The organism is Lutibacter sp. B1 (genome assembly GCF_012524075.1).
GTDB lineage: Bacteria > Bacteroidota > Bacteroidia > Flavobacteriales > Flavobacteriaceae > Lutibacter.
Genome location: NZ_JAAZUI010000023.1, coordinates 27,660 through 44,823, shown reverse-complemented (window position 1 = coordinate 44,823; position 17,164 = coordinate 27,660). Strand labels below are relative to the sequence as shown.

General features: G+C 30.5%; 14 protein-coding genes and 1 tRNA gene. 14 read left to right on the top strand and 1 reads right to left on the bottom strand.

What is annotated here, in order from left to right; all coding sequences use genetic code 11:
• Window positions 1-126: 126 nt before the first annotated feature.
• Window positions 127-1,515, bottom strand: coding sequence for a dipeptidase (locus HGB55_RS12735; protein WP_168817269.1), 1,389 nt, complete (start codon window positions 1,513-1,515; stop codon window positions 127-129).
• 200 nt (window positions 1,516-1,715) lie between these two features.
• Between HGB55_RS12735 and HGB55_RS12730 the strand changes: the two genes are divergently transcribed.
• The 14 genes from HGB55_RS12730 (at window position 1,716) to HGB55_RS12665 (ending at window position 17,083) form a co-directional block, all read left to right on the top strand.
• Window positions 1,716-1,797 (top strand) — tRNA-Leu (locus HGB55_RS12730).
• A 636-nt stretch (window positions 1,798-2,433) separates the two neighbouring features.
• Window positions 2,434-2,847: a hypothetical protein gene (locus HGB55_RS12725; RefSeq protein WP_247649221.1), complete on the top strand. Its 414-nt coding sequence runs from the start codon at window positions 2,434-2,436 to the stop codon at window positions 2,845-2,847.
• Between the two features lie 145 nt (window positions 2,848-2,992).
• Window positions 2,993-6,682 carry an efflux RND transporter permease subunit gene (locus tag HGB55_RS12720; RefSeq protein ID WP_168817268.1) on the top strand — a complete coding sequence of 1,230 codons (3,690 nt, stop codon included), beginning with the start codon at window positions 2,993-2,995 and terminating at the stop codon, window positions 6,680-6,682.
• On the top strand, window positions 6,672-7,892 hold the full coding sequence (locus tag HGB55_RS12715) for a TolC family protein (RefSeq protein ID WP_115880591.1): 1,221 nt from the start codon (window positions 6,672-6,674) through the stop codon (window positions 7,890-7,892). The genes HGB55_RS12720 and HGB55_RS12715 overlap by 11 nt, the downstream gene beginning before the upstream one ends.
• Before the next feature lies 1 nt (window position 7,893).
• Window positions 7,894-9,669: an efflux RND transporter periplasmic adaptor subunit gene (locus HGB55_RS12710; RefSeq protein ID WP_168817267.1), complete on the top strand. Its 1,776-nt coding sequence runs from the start codon at window positions 7,894-7,896 to the stop codon at window positions 9,667-9,669.
• 72 nt (window positions 9,670-9,741) lie between these two features.
• The gene (locus HGB55_RS12705) at window positions 9,742-10,311 is read left to right on the top strand and encodes an AraC family transcriptional regulator (RefSeq protein WP_162880010.1); all 570 of its coding nucleotides are present in this window, start codon (window positions 9,742-9,744) and stop codon (window positions 10,309-10,311) included.
• Between the two features lie 96 nt (window positions 10,312-10,407).
• The gene (locus HGB55_RS12700) at window positions 10,408-10,794 is read left to right on the top strand and encodes a heavy metal-binding domain-containing protein (protein ID WP_168817266.1); all 387 of its coding nucleotides are present in this window, start codon (window positions 10,408-10,410) and stop codon (window positions 10,792-10,794) included.
• A 117-nt stretch (window positions 10,795-10,911) separates the two neighbouring features.
• Window positions 10,912-11,334 (top strand): hypothetical protein, encoded by a 423-nt coding sequence (locus tag HGB55_RS12695; protein ID WP_115880598.1) that lies wholly within the window; start codon window positions 10,912-10,914, stop codon window positions 11,332-11,334.
• Window positions 11,335-11,504: 170 nt separating this feature from the next.
• Entirely contained in the window at window positions 11,505-14,000 is a 2,496-nt protein-coding gene (locus HGB55_RS12690; RefSeq protein ID WP_168817265.1) for a heavy metal translocating P-type ATPase, read from the top strand.
• 27 nt (window positions 14,001-14,027) lie between these two features.
• Window positions 14,028-14,831 carry a helix-turn-helix domain-containing protein gene (locus HGB55_RS12685; RefSeq protein WP_089378767.1) on the top strand — a complete coding sequence of 268 codons (804 nt, stop codon included), beginning with the start codon at window positions 14,028-14,030 and terminating at the stop codon, window positions 14,829-14,831.
• A 40-nt stretch (window positions 14,832-14,871) separates the two neighbouring features.
• Window positions 14,872-15,483: a DUF3347 domain-containing protein gene (locus HGB55_RS12680; protein WP_089378768.1), complete on the top strand. Its 612-nt coding sequence runs from the start codon at window positions 14,872-14,874 to the stop codon at window positions 15,481-15,483.
• Window positions 15,483-15,935, top strand: a complete 453-nt coding sequence (locus tag HGB55_RS12675) for a heme-binding domain-containing protein (protein ID WP_371807823.1) — start codon at window positions 15,483-15,485, stop codon at window positions 15,933-15,935. Before HGB55_RS12680 ends, HGB55_RS12675 begins: the two co-directional genes overlap by 1 nt.
• Window positions 15,936-16,628, top strand: a complete 693-nt coding sequence (locus HGB55_RS12670) for a PepSY domain-containing protein (RefSeq protein ID WP_168817264.1) — start codon at window positions 15,936-15,938, stop codon at window positions 16,626-16,628.
• Complete coding sequence (locus tag HGB55_RS12665; RefSeq protein WP_168817263.1) at window positions 16,625-17,083, top strand: hypothetical protein; 459 nt, start codon at window positions 16,625-16,627, stop codon at window positions 17,081-17,083. Before HGB55_RS12670 ends, HGB55_RS12665 begins: the two co-directional genes overlap by 4 nt.
• Window positions 17,084-17,164: the final 81 nt, after the last annotated feature.

Below are 17,164 nucleotides of genomic sequence, written 5' to 3'. Positions count from 1 at the left end.
CAGAAAATCATTACTTAATAAATCTTCTTTCTTCATGACTGTATAAAAGTTTAAAATTAAACAAAAAAATATCGGGGGTTGCAACCCCCGATATTTTTATTTACACAGTTTATGAGATAGTGCTTTTTATGAATTCATTTCTACAAAATATTTGTAAAATAACGGAATGGTTTCAATTCCTTTTAAGTAGTTAAATAGTCCAAAATGTTCGTTTGGAGAATGGATAGCATCGCTGTCCAACCCAAATCCCATTAAAATGGTTTTACTTTTTAGTTCTTTTTCAAACAGCGCTACAATAGGAATACTTCCACCTGAACGTTGAGGTATAGGTGTTACGCCAAAAGTATCTTCATAAGCTTTGCTTGCAGCTTTATAACCAACATTGTCTATTGGCGTTACATACCCTTGTCCGCCATGATGTGGTGTAACTTTCACTTTAACAGATGGTGGAGCGATACTTAAAAAATGTTTGGTAAACAGCTCAGTAATTTCATTCCAATCTTGGTTTGGTACCAAACGCATAGAAATTTTAGCATAGGCTTTACTTGCAATTACAGTTTTTGCACCTTCACCTGTATAACCACCCCAAATTCCGTTCACATCTAATGTTGGTCTAATAGAATTTCTTTCGTTAGTTGTATAACCGGTTTCTCCGTATACTTGATTAATATTTAATGCTTTTTTATAGGCTTCTAATGAGAAAGGCGCTTTTGCCATTTCGGCTCTTTCTTCAGCTGTTAAATCTTCCACTTTATCGTAAAAACCCGGTATTGTAATATGATTATTTTCATCATGTAATGATGCAATCATTTTTGTTAAAATATTGATTGGATTGGCAACAGCACCTCCGTATAAACCTGAGTGTAAATCTCTGTTTGGACCTGTAACTTCAACTTCTACATAACTTAAACCACGTAAACCTGTTGTTATGGATGGTTGAGTGTTTGAAATCATACCCGTATCAGAAATTAAAATTACATCATTGGCTAATTTTTCCTGATTTCGTTTTACAAACCAAGCCAAACTTGATGAGCCAATTTCTTCTTCGCCTTCAATCATAAATTTTACATTGCAAGGAAGATTTCCTGTTTGTGTCATGTATTCCAACGCTTTTACGTGCATGTACATTTGCCCTTTATCATCACAACTTCCACGCGCATAAATTGCACCGTCAGGATGCAATTCGGTTTTTTTAATTACCGGATCAAAAGGAGGTGATTCCCATAATTCAATTGGGTCGGCAGGTTGTACATCATAATGTCCATATACTAAAACAGTAGGTAAAGTACTATCAATAATTTTTTCACCATAAACTATTGGATAACCTGGTGTATCGCAAATTTCAACTTTATTGCACCCGGCTTTTTCTAAAGCTTCCTTAACTGCATCGGCAGTATTTAAAACATCTTGGCTGTAAGCAGAATCGGCACTAATTGAAGGCATTTTAAGTAATTCAATCAACTCATTAATAAATCTCTCTTTATGTTGATTGACGTATGATTTAATATTTTCCATTAAGAATAATTATTTTTGTTTGTTTCAAAATTACGTATTTTTATTTTGTTTATAATTGATAAAAAAATATATAATAACTACTTTGCAATTTATAAGTATTGTGTATATTTGCACCCACAATAATTAAGCGGGCGTGGTGGAATTGGTAGACACGCTAGACTTAGGACATAGTGAAATAAAAACTGTTAAAATATTTAAATGCGGGCGTGGTGGAATTGGTAGACACGTCAGACTTAGGATCTGATGCCGCAAGGTGTGGGAGTTCGAGTCTCCCCGCCCGCACAAAAAGTCGAAGAGAAATCTTCGGCTTTTTTTGTTTAAAATTGATTTAGAAAAACGACAGGTACAACATAGGTACAACATCTTGCTATTTTGATGACAACATTTTTATTGATGCTAATCTCTTCTATTTGTCTTTAATCCCTATGAATTTTCAGTTCGAATAATGCCTTTTGATAAATAGCAACCTTGATTGCTTCGAAAGGAAAGTTAATTATTATACAATATCCACAGAAGTTAAACTCATAAAAGACTTCCATTAAAAGACTGGTACATCAATCTTGCTTTTATATTTGAAGACAAATTAAGAAAACTAAAAAGTAATGATAGAAACTCAACAGAAAGTGTATTAATATTTCAGCCCCGCATTTAAAAAATGTAGTATATGTCTTAAAAAAAATGTTGAATTTTTTATTTCAAGCCTGAAAGTAGAGTCGCATTCGAATGAGAGCAATGTTTAACTTAATTAGTTTTAATCAAAACTCAATTGATAAAAGAATGTAATTTAGAGTAAGAAAAACAACTTATAATAAGCTGATTACCATTGAGATATAGCTGTTGTTGTAAAATTTTATTTTCAACTTTAACAGTATTTTAATATATTTTTGAAATAAATAATTAACTTTGCATTTAATTATTATGCAATCATTTAAAAAAATATCAGCTTTTTTAATGGCTTTTGTGGTTCTTTTTTCCACAATGTCATTTACTATAAGTGAACACTACTGTGGTGGTGACTTAGTAGATGTAGCTATGTTTTTTGAAGCGGATTCTTGTGAAATGGAGATGGATATGCCGTCATCTACAGAAGATTGTAATTTCGAAAAAGAAGATTGTTGTAAAGATATAAATAAGATTGTTGAAGGTCAAAATGGGTTGAATATTCAAGTTGTTAATTTAGACTTTGAGCAACAATTATTTATTGCTTCTTTTATTTATTCTTATATTAATTTATTTGAAGGATTAGACAAAAATATTGTTCCTTTTAAAAATTATTCACCTCCACTTATTGTCACGGACATCCAAGTTCTTGATCAAGTATTTTTAATTTGATTTTATAGTATTGAGTTTTAGCAAATTTTTATTTGTTAAGGCATAGTTGTGTTTAAATCAGAAATGATTTAGACCAAGTTAACGTATGTTTTAGTTTTTTAACGAAATCTAAAATGTTATTTAAAACATATCAATACATATAAAAATGTTAAATAAAAGCATTAAATTTTTAATAGAAAATAAATTAGTAGCTGTATTATTATTATTGCTATTCATTGGATGGGGAGTTTCAACAGCTCCATTTGATTGGAATACCGGAAGTATTCCAAGAAACCCAGTGGCAGTTGATGCCATTCCAGATATTGGAGAAAATCAACAAATCGTTTTCACCAAATGGGGCGGAAGATCTCCACAAGATATTGAAGATCAAATTACCTACCCACTTACAACCTCCTTATTGGGAATTCCAGGTGTTAAAACAATTAGAAGTTCTTCTATGTTTGGTTTTTCCAGCATATATATCATTTTTGAAGAGGATATTGAATTTTACTGGAGTCGAAGTCGAATTTTAGAAAAATTAAATTCACTTCCAAGTGGATTACTTCCAAACGATGTTCAACCAGCATTAGGTCCAGACGCAACTGGTTTGGGACAAATTTACTGGTACACTTTAGAAGGAAGAGATGAACAAGGAAATGTAACTGGTGGCTGGGATTTACACGAATTACGAAGCATACAAGATTATTATGTGAAATATGCGCTTTCTTCGGCTTCGGGAGTTTCTGAAGTTGCTTCTATTGGTGGTTACGTGCAAGAATATCAAATAGATGTAGATCCAGATATTTTGAAGGAATACAACATTTCACTAGAACAAGTAGTAAATGCTGCACGTAATACCAATAAAGATATTGGAGCAAAAACCATTGAAATTAATCAGGCAGAATATTTAGTGCGTGGTTTAGGTTATATAAAAACTGTTGAAGATATAGAAAACGCAGTGGTAACCTCCAAAGATTTTACTTCCATTTTAATAAAAGATGTAGCGAATGTTACGTTGGGTCCAGCAGAACGTCGTGGGATTTTAGACAAAGAAGGTGCCGAAGTTGTTGGAGGTGTTGTGGTAGCACGTTATGGTGCAAATCCAATGGAAGTGATTACCAATGTAAAAAAACAAATAGCTGATATAAGCACAGGTTTACCTTCAAAAGTGTTAAAAGATGGTCGTACATCACAAGTTACTATTGTTCCTTTTTACGATAGAACCGAACTAATTCAGGAAACATTAAACACTTTAGATGAAGCTTTAACGCTGGAAATTTTAATTACAATTTTGGTAATTATTGTAATGGTTTTTAACCTTAGGGCTTCCGTTTTAATTTCTGGATTATTGCCCATTGCAGTTTTAATGGTTTTTATTTCAATGAAATTATTTAACGTTGATGCTAACATTGTTGCGCTGTCAGGTATTGCGATTGCAATTGGAACAATGGTAGATGTTGGGGTCATCTTATCTGAAAATGTTATAAGGCATATGGATGAGGATAAAGACAATTTACCGATAAATAAAGTTGTATATAATGCAACTGCTGAAGTATCAGGTGCGATTATTACTGCAGTAATGACCACTATTATAAGTTTTGTTCCTGTATTTACTATGATAGGTGCTGAAGGTAAATTATTTCGACCATTGGCTTTTACAAAAACAATGGCGTTAACTTCAGCTTTAATTGTAGCTTTATTTTTAATTCCACCTTTTGCAGCTTGGTTATTTGGATGGAAACCTTCTTTGAAAAAAGGAAAATATATTGGTAGTATCGGATTAATTATAGCCGGTATTGTTGGTGTTGTTGGAGGTTATTATGTAGCATTCTTACTAATTGCTTTCGGCGTTTCAAGTATTTTAAAAATAAAAGAAATTCTTACCGAAGAAAAAGCAAACTACTTAAATATTACAATATCAGCCATAACTATTGTTGCATTACTAAGTGTGTATTGGAGACCTTTAGGAGTTGACAATTCTATATTCACAAATCTAGTTTTTGTAGGCGTAATTTGTTTTGGATTGCTTGGTGTTTTCACATTGTTTAGAAGAAGTTATGTGAAAATTTTAAACTGGGCTTTAAATAACAAAATTTTGTTTTTAAGCGTTCCAACCATCATTATAATATTAGGTGTAAGTGTATGGAAAAATACAGGAAAAGAATTTATGCCGGCATTAAATGAAGGTTCATTTTTATTAATGCCAACTTCTATGCCACATTCTGGAATTGCTGAAAACAAACGTGTTTTACAACAATTAGATATGGCTGTGGCAACCATTCCAGAAATTAAAACAGTGGTTGGTAAATCGGGTAGAATAGAAAGTGCCTTAGATCCAGCACCATTATCTATGTATGAGAATGTAATAATTTACAAGCCAGAATATAAATTAGATGAAGATGGAAAACGGATTAAGTTTAAAGTTAATGAAAATGATTTGTTTGAAACTAAAGCAGGAAACTTCATTCCTTCTGGAACCAAAATTGAAACCACTAATTTAATTAAAGATTCAGATGGTGAATATTATAGAAACTGGCGTAAACAAATAAAATCTGCTGATGATATCTGGAATGAAATAGTTCGGGTTACAAAATTACCTGGTGTTACTTCAGCTCCTAAATTACAACCAATAGAAACTCGTTTGGTGATGCTTCAAACAGGAATGCGGGCACCTATGGGAATTAAAGTAAAAGGTCAAAATTTAGCACAAATCGAAGCTTTTGGTTTAGAGTTGGAAAATGTTTTAAAGCAAGTTCCAGGTGTTAAAAAAGAAGCTGTTTTTGCTGATAGAATCGTAGGAAAACCGTATTTGTTATTTGATATTGATCGAGAAAAATTAGCGCGTTATGGTTTGTCTATTAACAAAGTACAAAGTATTTTGGAAGTTGCAATTGGTGGTAAATTATTAACTCAAACAGTAGAAGGAAGAGAACGTTATGGAGTTAGAGTGCGTTATCCGAGAGAAAAACGTACTAGTCCTGAAGATTTAAAGAAAATTTATGTACCTACACCTGGTGGAAATCCAATTCCATTAGCAGAATTAGTCACAATTAAATATGAGCAAGGTCCACAAGTAATTAAAAGTGAAGATACTTTTTTAGTGGGCTATGTATTATTTGATAAGATGGATGGTGAAGCTGAAGTTACCGTAGTAGAAAAAGCTCAAGCTGCCATTCAAGGGCAAATAGACAGAGGAGAATTGGTAATTCCAAAAGGGATTAATTACCAGTTTACAGGAACTTATGAAAACCAGTTAAGGGCAGAAAAAACCTTATCGGTTGTTGTTCCTTTAGCCTTGGCAATAATCTTTTTAATCTTGTATTTCCAATTTCGTTCTGTAACAACTTCATTAATGGTGTTTACAGGAATCGCCGTAGCTTTTGCGGGTGGTTTTATGATGATTTGGTTATATGGTGAAGCTTGGTTTTTGAACTTTGATGTCTTTGGCGTAAACCTTCGTCAACTTTTTCAAATGCACCCTATTAATTTAAGTGTAGCTGTTTGGGTTGGTTTTATTGCCTTGTTCGGAATTGCAACCGATGATGGAGTGGTGATGGCAACCTATTTAACTCAAACTTTTGAAAGAAATGAACCAACTACGAAACAAGAAATAAGAGCTTCTATAATTGAAGCTGGTGAAAAAAGAATTCGTCCTTGTTTAATGACAACTGCAACAACAATGCTTGCATTGTTACCAGTATTAACATCTACAGGAAGAGGATCAGATATTATGATTCCAATGGCAATTCCAAGTTTTGGAGGAATGTTAATTGCGCTTATTACTTTGTTTGTAGTGCCTGTATTATTCAGTTTTAAAAAAGAAATTTCATTAAAAAAAATAACAAATGAAAATTAATTTAATAGTTATGATTGCGTTTCTACTAACCCTAACGGTAAAAGCTCAATCGTTAAACGACTACTTACAAATAGCTTCAGAAAATAATCCTGAATTAAAAGCTATTCAATATAAATACGAAAGTGCTTTAGAAAAAGTTGTTGAAGTAGGAAGCCTACCAAATACAACCATTTCAGTTGGCTATTTTGCGCAAGAGGTAGAAACAAGAGTTGGGGCTCAAAAAGCAAAAATTTCGGCAAGTCAAATGTTACCTTGGTTTGGAACTTTAAATGCAAAACAGGAAAGTGCACAATTTAATGCTGCTGCACAATTAAACAATTATGAATTTGCAAAAAGGAAATTGTTTTTAGATGTGAAAACTACCTATTTTGAATTGTTTGAACTCAACCAAAAAGAGCAATTGCTTGTTGAAAATATAGAAATTCTAAAAACTTTTGAAAGTTTGGCATTGAATGAGTTGGAAAACAATCGTTCAACTATGGTAGATGTTCTTAAGATTAGAATGGAAAAAAACGAACTTTTAAATCAATTAAGTACGGTTCAAGAAAATTTGAGTGCTAAAAAAATTGCATTTAATTTATTGCTCAACAGGGATGAAAAAAGTACTGTTTTAGTTGTTGAAAATGTAAATATTATATATTCAGAAGATTTTAATAAAGAACAAATTTCAGATAATCCAAAATTGTTACAATTGGAAAATTTGAAAAATGCCTCAGAAAAATCGGAATTGGCAACTAAAAAAGAAGGCTTACCAACCATTGGTATTGGTTTAGACTATGGTTTTATTGAAAATAGAGCTGTTGAAAACCTTGCTGATAACGGAAAAGATATTGTGATGCCAATGGTAACTGTTTCTTTTCCATTGTTTTCAAAAAAATACAGTTCTAAACAAAAGCAATTACAATTAGAGCAAAAAGCAATTGAAACAACTAAAGTAAATACCTACAATCAATTGCAAACCGTTTTTGAAAATGCAAAAAGTAAACTTTCTAATTCAAAAGTTTCAATTGCAACACAAATAAAAAATATTAATGAGGCAGAAAGTGCAAAAAAAGTATTGTTAGCTGCTTATGAAACTTCAAAAATTGATTTTGAACAATTACTTGAAATTCAGCAATTACAATTAAAATTTCAATTAAAAAAAGTGATTTCAGAAAAAGAGTATGAAATTCAAAAATCAACATTAGAATTTTTAACAAAAGATAACTAAGATGAAAAAATATATAATTTACATAGGAATATTAACAGCTGGTCTAATTTTAGGATGGTTGTTATTTGGAAATTCTTCAAACTCTGAAGAAAAACACAATCACGAATCTTCTCAAACGGAAAATCAACAATGGACGTGCTCAATGCATCCACAAATTATGCAGCCAGAACCAGGTGATTGCCCAATTTGTGGAATGGATTTAATTCCTGCAGAAACTTCAGCAGATGGATTAGAAGCAAACGAATTTAAAATGTCACAAAATGCATTAGCATTAGCAAATATTGAGTCTACCATAATTAGTAATACCACAAATTCAGCAGGTAGTTTAACGCTTTCAGGAAAAATTAATGAAAATGAAAAAACAAATGCTATACAAACTGCACATTTTGGTGGTAGAATTGAAAAGCTATTTGTGAATTCTACAGGAGAAAAGGTGAATCAAGGACAACAATTAGCACTCATTTATTCCCCTGAATTGGTTACAGCACAAAAAGAATTACTAACGGCCATAGAATCAAAAACAAAGGATTTGACACTGTACAAAGCTGTTAGAAATAAATTAAAATTATGGAAACTTTCTGAAAGTCAGATTAATAAAATTGAAGAATCTAAAGCAATTATTACCAACTTTCCAGTGTATGCAAATGTTAGTGGAATAGTTACTAAAAAAATGGTTGAAGAAGGTAATTATGTTAAGGAAGGTCAAAGCTTACTTATGATTTCAAATTTAACTACAGTTTGGGCAGATTTTGATGCTTATGAAAAGCAACTTTCAACCATAAAAAAAGGGGATGACATTACAATTACAACCAACACAAACCCAAACAAAGAGCTGAAAGCGAAAATTTCATTTATAGATCCAGTTCTAAATACTTCAACTAGAACAGTTGTGGTTAGAGCAGAATTAAATAATCGAAATGGAGAATTAAAACCTGGAATGTTTGTCAAAGGGGTGTTAGCTTCAAGTAATGTAAAAAGCAATAAAAAAACTATAATATCTGTGCCTAAATCTTCTGTTTTATGGACCGGAAAACGCTCTGTAGTTTATGTTAAAAAACAAGGTGATGAACCAATTTTTGAGTTACGAGAAGTTACTTTAGGAAACGAAATTGGTGAACATTATGAAATTTTAAATGGTTTATCTGAAAATGAAGAAATTGTTACCAACGGAACTTTTACTGTAGATGCCGCTGCACAACTTCAAGGGAAAAAAAGTATGATGAGTCCAGAAGGAGGAATAGTAGTTACTGGTCACGAAAATCATATAGGAATGCAAGATACTGGAAATGACCAAAATGGAGAAACAGAAGTTGTTAATCGAATTAAAGTTGATTCCAAGTTTCAAGATCAATTAAGCAACTTATTTACCAGTTATTTAGCAATAAAAGATGCTTTGGTTAATGATAATACTAAACTTACACAAACCTCCGCAATAACTTTTATTGATAATCTTGAAAAGATGGATATGAAGCTTTTAAAAGATAGTAAATCTCATAATGTATGGATGCCAATTCTAGAAGTACTTAAATCCTCTTCAAACAAAATTTCAAGCACAACTGAAATTAAAATTCAAAGAGAATATTTTGTGTCGTTATCTAATAATATAATTAAATCAATTGAAACATTTGGAGTAAATAGAAAAGTGCTTAAACAATTTTGTCCAATGGCTAATAATGATAAAGGAGCTTTTTGGTTAAGCTTGGATGAAGAAATTAAGAACCCTTATTTTGGACAAGCAATGCTTAAATGTGGTAGTACAGAAGCTACAATCAAATAACGAGAATTTTAAACTACCTTTCAATTATTTGATGGGTAGTTTTAAAATAGTTTAATTAAAAAACTCATGATAATGGAACAAAAAAATATAGTTACCGTAAAAAATATGGTATGCGATCGTTGTATCAAAGTGATTAAAGATGAGTTGATTAAAAATAATATAATGTTTGAACTAATTGAATTAGGCAAAATTCATTTCGAAATTAACCTTTCAACAAATGAATTAAAAACGCTTAAGACAATTTTAGAGAAAGAGGGTTTTGAAATAGTTGAAGAATCAGATTTAAAAATAGTAAATCAAATTAAAACATTAATTATTGAGAATATCTTTCACAAAAGGCACAAATTGTTCAATGAAAATTATTCAACATTCCTATCTTCAAATTTAAAAATAGAATATGGTCAGTTAAGTAGGATATTTTCTGAATTAGAAAAACGAACAATTGAAAACTACATTATTCAACAGAAAATAGAAAGAGTGAAAGAATTAATTTTTTACAATGAGCTAACGATAAGCCAAATTTCATATGAATTAAATTATAGCAGTCCTCAACATCTATCTCGTCAATTTAAAAAAATTACAGGAATCACGCCTACACAATATAAAAATATAGGCTCTCGAGGGAAATTAGATACAATTTAAACATAATTATGCACAACTAAATTATGAAATCTATAGACCTTTATAGTATATAAATAAACAAAAAATAAACAAAAAATGAAAACAAAAATTTTAATAATGGTATTTGCAATTGGATTGTTTGGAATATCAACAATGAATGCTCAAATGGATCATTCTAAAATGAAAAAAGATTCAACAAAAATGAAAATGGATCATTCTAAAATGGATCATTCTAAAATGATGGTGAAAAATGTTTATACCTGTCCAATGCACGCAGATGTTAAAATGGAAAAACCAGGTGATTGCCCTAAATGCGGAATGAAACTTAAAAAAATGGAAATGAAAATGGATCATTCTAAAATGAAAACTTCTTATACTTGTTCAATGCATCCAGAAATAAATTCAGAAAAACCAGGAAAATGTCCTAAATGTAAAATGGATCTTATTGAGAAGAAAACAGAAATAAAGAAAACAGAAAAAGACCATAAAGAGCACAAACATTAGTAAAAGTCCTGACGCTAAGAAAAAGGAGTGTAAAAATATATTGATTTATTTGATTGATTTTTTCTTAAATATATAATTCCTTTTTCTTGCCCAGGCACAATTTAAATTCATAAAATTATGAAAACAAAAATATTAATTATAGGTTTATTTCTTATTGGCTTTATAATAAGTAGTTGCAATAATCAAACAAAACAAAAGGAAGTAACAAAAGGAGAAAATAAAATTGAGGTTTCTGAAGAAACACTTTCAAATGCTGCAGAGGTTGCTAAAATTGAGTCGAAAAAAGTATGTTATGTAAATAACAAATATATGGGGATAGATCAAATTCCAGTTGAATTTGAAAATAAGACCTATTATGGATGTTGCGAAGGATGTGTAGTGAAATTAAAAACAATGAGAGAAACTCGTTACGCTAAAGACCCTTTCACAGGAAATGAAGTTGATAAAGCAATGGCTTTTATTGTTTTGAGTCCTACTGGAAATAACGACGTTCTTTATTTTGAATCTCTACAAACCTATAAAGATTTTATAAAATCTTAAACCCTCTCATTGGTTTTTATTTAGTTCTGAACAAAAGAAAGGGGAATACTATTTTATCTTTTTAAAATTTGTTTCATAGCGGTATTCCTTTTTCTGTTCAGAAATTTTTATAGATTCTTTACCTCTTCAACTCAAGACATTTTTAACTACTACTATAAAATTATATAAAAATGAAGCACACATACCATATTTCCGGAATGACTTGCAGTGGTTGCAAAATCAATGTTGAAACAGCTTTGAATAATTTAAAGGAAATAACAAAAGTAACTGCTGATTTAAAAGAAGGTGAAGTTGTTATTGAAATGACATCACATATTTCATTGGAAAAATTACAAGAAACATTGTTAAAAGCAGGTTTACACTATACAATTTCAAATGTTGGAGATACCAATGCATCTCAGAAAAATCAGAAACCCAATCATCTCAATCAACCTAAAGAGGGTAATGGAATTTTTTATTGTCCAATGCAGTGTGAGGGTGACAAAACGTATGATAAACAAGGTAGCTGCCCTAAATGTGGAATGGACTTAGTTGAGCAACCAAAATTAATTCAAGCAACTAAATATACCTGTCCAATGCACCCTGAAGTAATTCAAGATTCACCAGGTTCCTGCCCTAAATGCGGAATGGATTTAGTTCCAATGGAACCGGATGAAAGTGAAGAATTAAAAACGTATAGATCCTTAGCTAAAAAGATGAAAATTTCAGCTTTTTTAGCAATTCCAGTACTTTTAATTTCAATGTTAGCACATTTACCTGAAAATCCATTGTTACAAATTACATCACAATATAACTGGGATTGGGTTCAATTTATATTAACAATCCCTATTGTATTTTATACCTGTTGGATGTTTTTTGTGCGTTGCTGGAAATCAATAATCACTTGGAATTTAAATATGTTTACTTTAGTTGGTATTGGAACGGGTGCTGCATTTCTGTTTAGTATAGTTGGTTTATTATTTCCTGAGGTTTTTCCAAACGAATTTAAAGGCTCATCGGGTGATGTAAGTATGTATTTTGAAGCTACAGCGGTTATTCTTGCTTTAGTTTTACTTGGACAATTGTTGGAGGCAAAGGCGCATAGCCAAACAAGTGGTGCCATTAAAGAACTACTGAAACTAGCACCTTCTGAGGCAACTTTAGTTGTTGATGGTGAAGATAAAGTTGTTGCTATTCACACAATTAGAAAAAACGATCTATTACGTGTGAAACCTGGGGAAAAAATACCCGTTGATGGTGTTATTTCAGAAGGAAATAGCAGCATAGATGAATCTATGATAACTGGTGAACCTATCCCAGTCGATAAAAAAGAAGGCGATACCGTAAGTTCAGGAACAATTAATGGTACTAAATCATTTGTAATGAAAGCTGTTAAAGTTGGCTCTGAAACGCTCTTAGCTCAAATAATACAAATGGTAAGTGATGCTAGTAGATCAAGAGCGCCAATTCAAAAATTAGCCGACACCATCTCAAAATACTTTGTGCCTGTTGTAGTCCTTATATCAATAATTACTTTTATTATTTGGGCTAATTTTGGACCAGATCCTGCATTGGTTTATGCTTTTGTAAATGCAGTAGCAGTGTTAATTATTGCGTGTCCTTGTGCCTTGGGTTTAGCAACACCAATGTCTGTTATGGTAGGAGTTGGTAAAGGTGCTCAAAATGGTATTTTAATTAAAAATGCTGAAGCTTTAGAATTAATGAATAAAGTAAATGTATTAATCACCGATAAAACAGGAACTTTAACTGAAGGAAAACCATCAGTTGAAAAAGTATTTGCTATTGAAGGTGAAGCAACTGATTTAGTATGTAAAATTGGCTCGTTAAATCAATATAGCGAACATCCTTTAGCAAAGGCTATAGTTGAATATACCAAAAAAAATGAACTCAAATTTTCAAAAGTTTCAAATTTTGAAGCAATAACAGGAATGGGAATTATAGGTACTGTTAACGAAGCTAAAGTTGCTGTAGGTAATGAAAAGTTAATGATAAAACTAAATACAACAGTACCATCAACTTTAAAAAAGGAAATATTAGTTGAACAAAAATTAGGTAAAACGGTCTCATACATTGCTGTTAATAATATTGCATTGGGTTATGTAAGTATTTCTGATGCTATAAAAACAACCAGCAAAGAAGCAGTAAATGAACTAATGAAGAAAGGTCTTGATGTTATTATGCTAACTGGGGATAATGCAAATACAGCAAAAGCAGTGGCAGATGAATTACACCTAAGTAATTTCAAAGCAAGCTGTTTACCCGAAGATAAATTAGAGTTTATTAAAAAATTACAAGCAGAAGGAAAAATTGTAGCAATGGCAGGTGACGGAATTAACGACGCTCCTGCGCTAGCTCAAGCCAATGTTGGTATTGCTATGGGAACAGGTACCGATGTTGCTATTGAAAGTTCTGAAATTACTTTAATCAAAGGCGACTTAAAAGGAATTGTGAAAGCTAAAAATTTGAGTCAAGAAGTAATGAAAAACATTAAACAAAACTTGTTCTTTTCTTTTGCGTACAATGTGCTTGGTGTACCTGTAGCTGCTGGATTATTATTCCCAGTATTTGGTATTTTACTTTCGCCAATTATTGCAGCATTGGCAATGAGTTTTAGCTCTGTTTCAGTAATAGTTAATTCACTAAGGTTAAGAACCGCAAAACTCTAAACAATTTTAAGTTTACCGAAATAAGTTATGATAGCAGTTAGTGCAAATAGAAATAAAGTAGCTAAAAACAAAACCATCCTAATTCATATCATTTTAGGTGTAGTTGTTTTTTATTTCATTTTTCACCCTATAACTATGGTTTTATATTGGTACGAATTTAACAAGGAACCTATTACAACAAAATCATTTTTTGAAGTTTTAAGTCATAGAACACTCCACTCTTTTTCATATAAAATGTTAAATATGTCACTGGCATTCATAATAATGGGAGGTGCTATTGGAGCTGTATTTGGAATGTATCGTATTAAAACTAAAAAACTAAACAAACATTTAAGTCTACTAAAAAAAGATTTAATTAATTTAATAAATCAAGGAGAAAACCAATTTCTAGAGTTTAAATCATCTATTCGTTTTGATTATCAGCTAAAAAAAGTGAATGTTGATCTTGAAACGGTAATTGCAAAAACCATTGTTGGTTTTATGAATGCAAAAGGTGGTAAATTAATTATTGGTATTAATGACAAAGGTCAAGTATTAGGTTTAGAAAATGATTATAATACACTAAAATTAAAAAATATAGATGGTTTTGAGCAAAAAATATATCAAATCATTTCAAAATTTATAGGGAAAGAATACTGTGCTTATATAACTGTGTTTTTTCAGGAAATTGAAAAAAATTCTATTTGTATTGTCGATGTCGAAAAAACTAAAGAACCTGCCTATGTTATAACAGGTTCAAATACTACTTTTTATTTAAGAACAGGTAATTCAACAAGACCACTTAGTATAAAAGAAGCCATCCATTTTATAAATATGGAGAGAGAAATTTAAAAGAAAAATAATTTAAATACTAATTTTAAAATCAAAACAAATGAAAAAAACAATCTACGTAATAGCATTTTCAATATTATTTTTAAGTGCTTGTAAAAACGACAAAAAACAAACCGAATCACATGATGCCTCAATGGAAGAAACTAACATGCATCAGCAAGACGAACATAGTTCAATGGATAACTCGTCAATGCAAGGAGATCTAAAAAGTACAACCGAAAAAAATAGCAGTAGTTCTGAAATAATAGATGCGTATTTACAGTTAAAAAATGCATTAACCGAAGATAGCAAAGACAAAGCTGCTGAAGCAGGAAATAAAATACTTACTGCTTTTTCAAATTTTGATATGACCAAATTGTCTGATGAACAACACATGACCTATATGGAAATTATGGAAAACTCGAAAGAACATGCGGAACATATTATTAAAAGTCCAATTGATCACCAACGGGAACATTTTGAAGAATTAAGTAAAGACGTTAACGACCTGATAGAATTAATTGGCACAGATAAAACATTATATGTAGATTTTTGTCCTATGTACAATAACAATAAAGGAGCAATGTGGTTAAGTGAAACCGAAACAATCAAAAATCCATATTTAGGTAGTAATATGCCAACTTGTGGCAATATTCAAAAGAAAATAAATTAGTGAAACATCTTAAAAAAATGTTGTTTTTTTTCCTGATTGTATTTGTGGGTATCCAATTGGTACCCACAAATCACAATCAAAGTTCTGTAATTTCAAAAACAGAATTCAATAATTATATTGTGGTTCCTAAAAATATTCAAAATATTCTTAAAAACTCATGTTACGACTGTCATAGCAATAACACCAATTATCCTTGGTATAATAAAATTCAACCAGCAAGTTGGTTTTTAGAAAAACACATAAACGAAGGTAAGAAAGAACTCAACTTTAGCACTTTTGGTGACTATTCGAAACGTAAACAAAAAAGTAAATTAAAATCAATAATCAATCAAATTAGAGATGATAAAATGCCTTTAAAATCCTATACCTTAATACATCGTAATACTAAATTAAATGAGTTACAAAAAAAGGAAGTTATTGAATGGTTCACAAAATTAAAAGATAGTGTATAAATGAAAAAAAAGATTAGAAAAATTCACAGATATTTAGGGATATTTATAGGGTTACAATTTATAATGTGGACAGTAAGTGGTTTGTATTTTAGTTGGACCGATATTGACCAAATACACGGCGATAATTTTAGAAATCTTAACTACAAACCAAAGTCATTTAACAAGTTAATCAGCCCTTCAAAATTAAATATAGTATCAGGTGTAAATTCAATTGAATTAAAAGAAATTGATAACCAACCGTTTTATTGGATAAATAAAAATAGCTTATATAATGCTACAACAGGTCATCTTAAAAATGGTATTACTGAGAATGAGGCATTATCCATTGCAAAAAAGCATATGTTAAAAAAGCTAATTGTTAAAGATATAAAGTTAATAACACAAACTGATAAACACCACGAATATAGAGAAAAACTATTACCTGCTTATGTAATTTCATACAACCACAAAGAAAACATAAAAGCGTATGTTTCGATTAGTGATGGAAGTTTTCAAACAGTTCGTCATAGAAATTGGAGATGGTTTGATTTTTTGTGGATGACACATACTATGGATTATCAAGGAAGAGATAATTTTAATACCATTGTTTTAAGAGTGTTTTCTTTATTAGGACTTTTAACCGTTTTAAGTGGTTTCGTTTTATGGTTTACTTCTTCTAAAACTATTAGAAAATTAATAAAAAACAAAAAATGAATAAATTAAATATAACCTTATTTCTGTTACTTTTTACGGTGGTAAAAATTAGTGGACAACATATAATTAATACCAATGTTGTTGACTTAAAAGACTTTAAAATAACAATGGTACTGGAATCATATTCTTGTGACTTTCATCCCAACAAATTAGTATATGAGAATGGTAATTGTATTGTATGTGGTAAAGAATTAATTAGAAATAAAAAAATCAAATTCAATTTGGTTGATAATACCTTGGACTTATCTCAGCTAACTGGCAGAATAATTGTAATTTTTAAAGACGGAACACAAAAAGTTAGTAAATTAAATATTGAAGATAATTTTTTATGGGTAAAATTAGGAATCAATGGCCTTAATAATTTTCAACAAGTAGTGTTGAAACTAAAAAATAACAATAAAAATTATGAAGCCATTTTTGGGGATCAAATAGTGCATCAAGGTCATCATCATTAAAAATGATTTAAATAAAAAAATAATTACAAAAGGTAATTCATATAAAATATAAGATATGCTAAAGTTGTTTAAAACTTTAAA

Excerpts from the sequence above, each read along its gene's own strand:
- HGB55_RS12735 (WP_168817269.1), bottom strand. The coding sequence starts at position 1,515 with ATGGAAAATATTAAATCATACGTCAATCAACATAAAGAGAGATTTATT.
- HGB55_RS12715 (WP_115880591.1), top strand. The coding sequence starts at position 6,672 with ATGAAAATTAATTTAATAGTTATGATTGCGTTTCTACTAACCCTAACG.
- HGB55_RS12710 (WP_168817267.1), top strand. The coding sequence starts at position 7,894 with ATGAAAAAATATATAATTTACATAGGAATATTAACAGCTGGTCTAATT.
- HGB55_RS12700 (WP_168817266.1), top strand. The coding sequence starts at position 10,408 with ATGGTATTTGCAATTGGATTGTTTGGAATATCAACAATGAATGCTCAA.
- HGB55_RS12705 (WP_162880010.1), top strand. The coding sequence starts at position 9,742 with ATGGAACAAAAAAATATAGTTACCGTAAAAAATATGGTATGCGATCGT.
- HGB55_RS12695 (WP_115880598.1), top strand. The coding sequence starts at position 10,912 with ATGAAAACAAAAATATTAATTATAGGTTTATTTCTTATTGGCTTTATA.
- HGB55_RS12725 (WP_247649221.1), top strand. The coding sequence starts at position 2,434 with ATGCAATCATTTAAAAAAATATCAGCTTTTTTAATGGCTTTTGTGGTT.
- HGB55_RS12685 (WP_089378767.1), top strand. The coding sequence starts at position 14,028 with ATGATAGCAGTTAGTGCAAATAGAAATAAAGTAGCTAAAAACAAAACC.
- HGB55_RS12680 (WP_089378768.1), top strand. The coding sequence starts at position 14,872 with ATGAAAAAAACAATCTACGTAATAGCATTTTCAATATTATTTTTAAGT.
- HGB55_RS12720 (WP_168817268.1), top strand. The coding sequence starts at position 2,993 with ATGTTAAATAAAAGCATTAAATTTTTAATAGAAAATAAATTAGTAGCT.
- HGB55_RS12670 (WP_168817264.1), top strand. The coding sequence starts at position 15,936 with ATGAAAAAAAAGATTAGAAAAATTCACAGATATTTAGGGATATTTATA.
- HGB55_RS12690 (WP_168817265.1), top strand. The coding sequence starts at position 11,505 with ATGAAGCACACATACCATATTTCCGGAATGACTTGCAGTGGTTGCAAA.
- HGB55_RS12665 (WP_168817263.1), top strand. The coding sequence starts at position 16,625 with ATGAATAAATTAAATATAACCTTATTTCTGTTACTTTTTACGGTGGTA.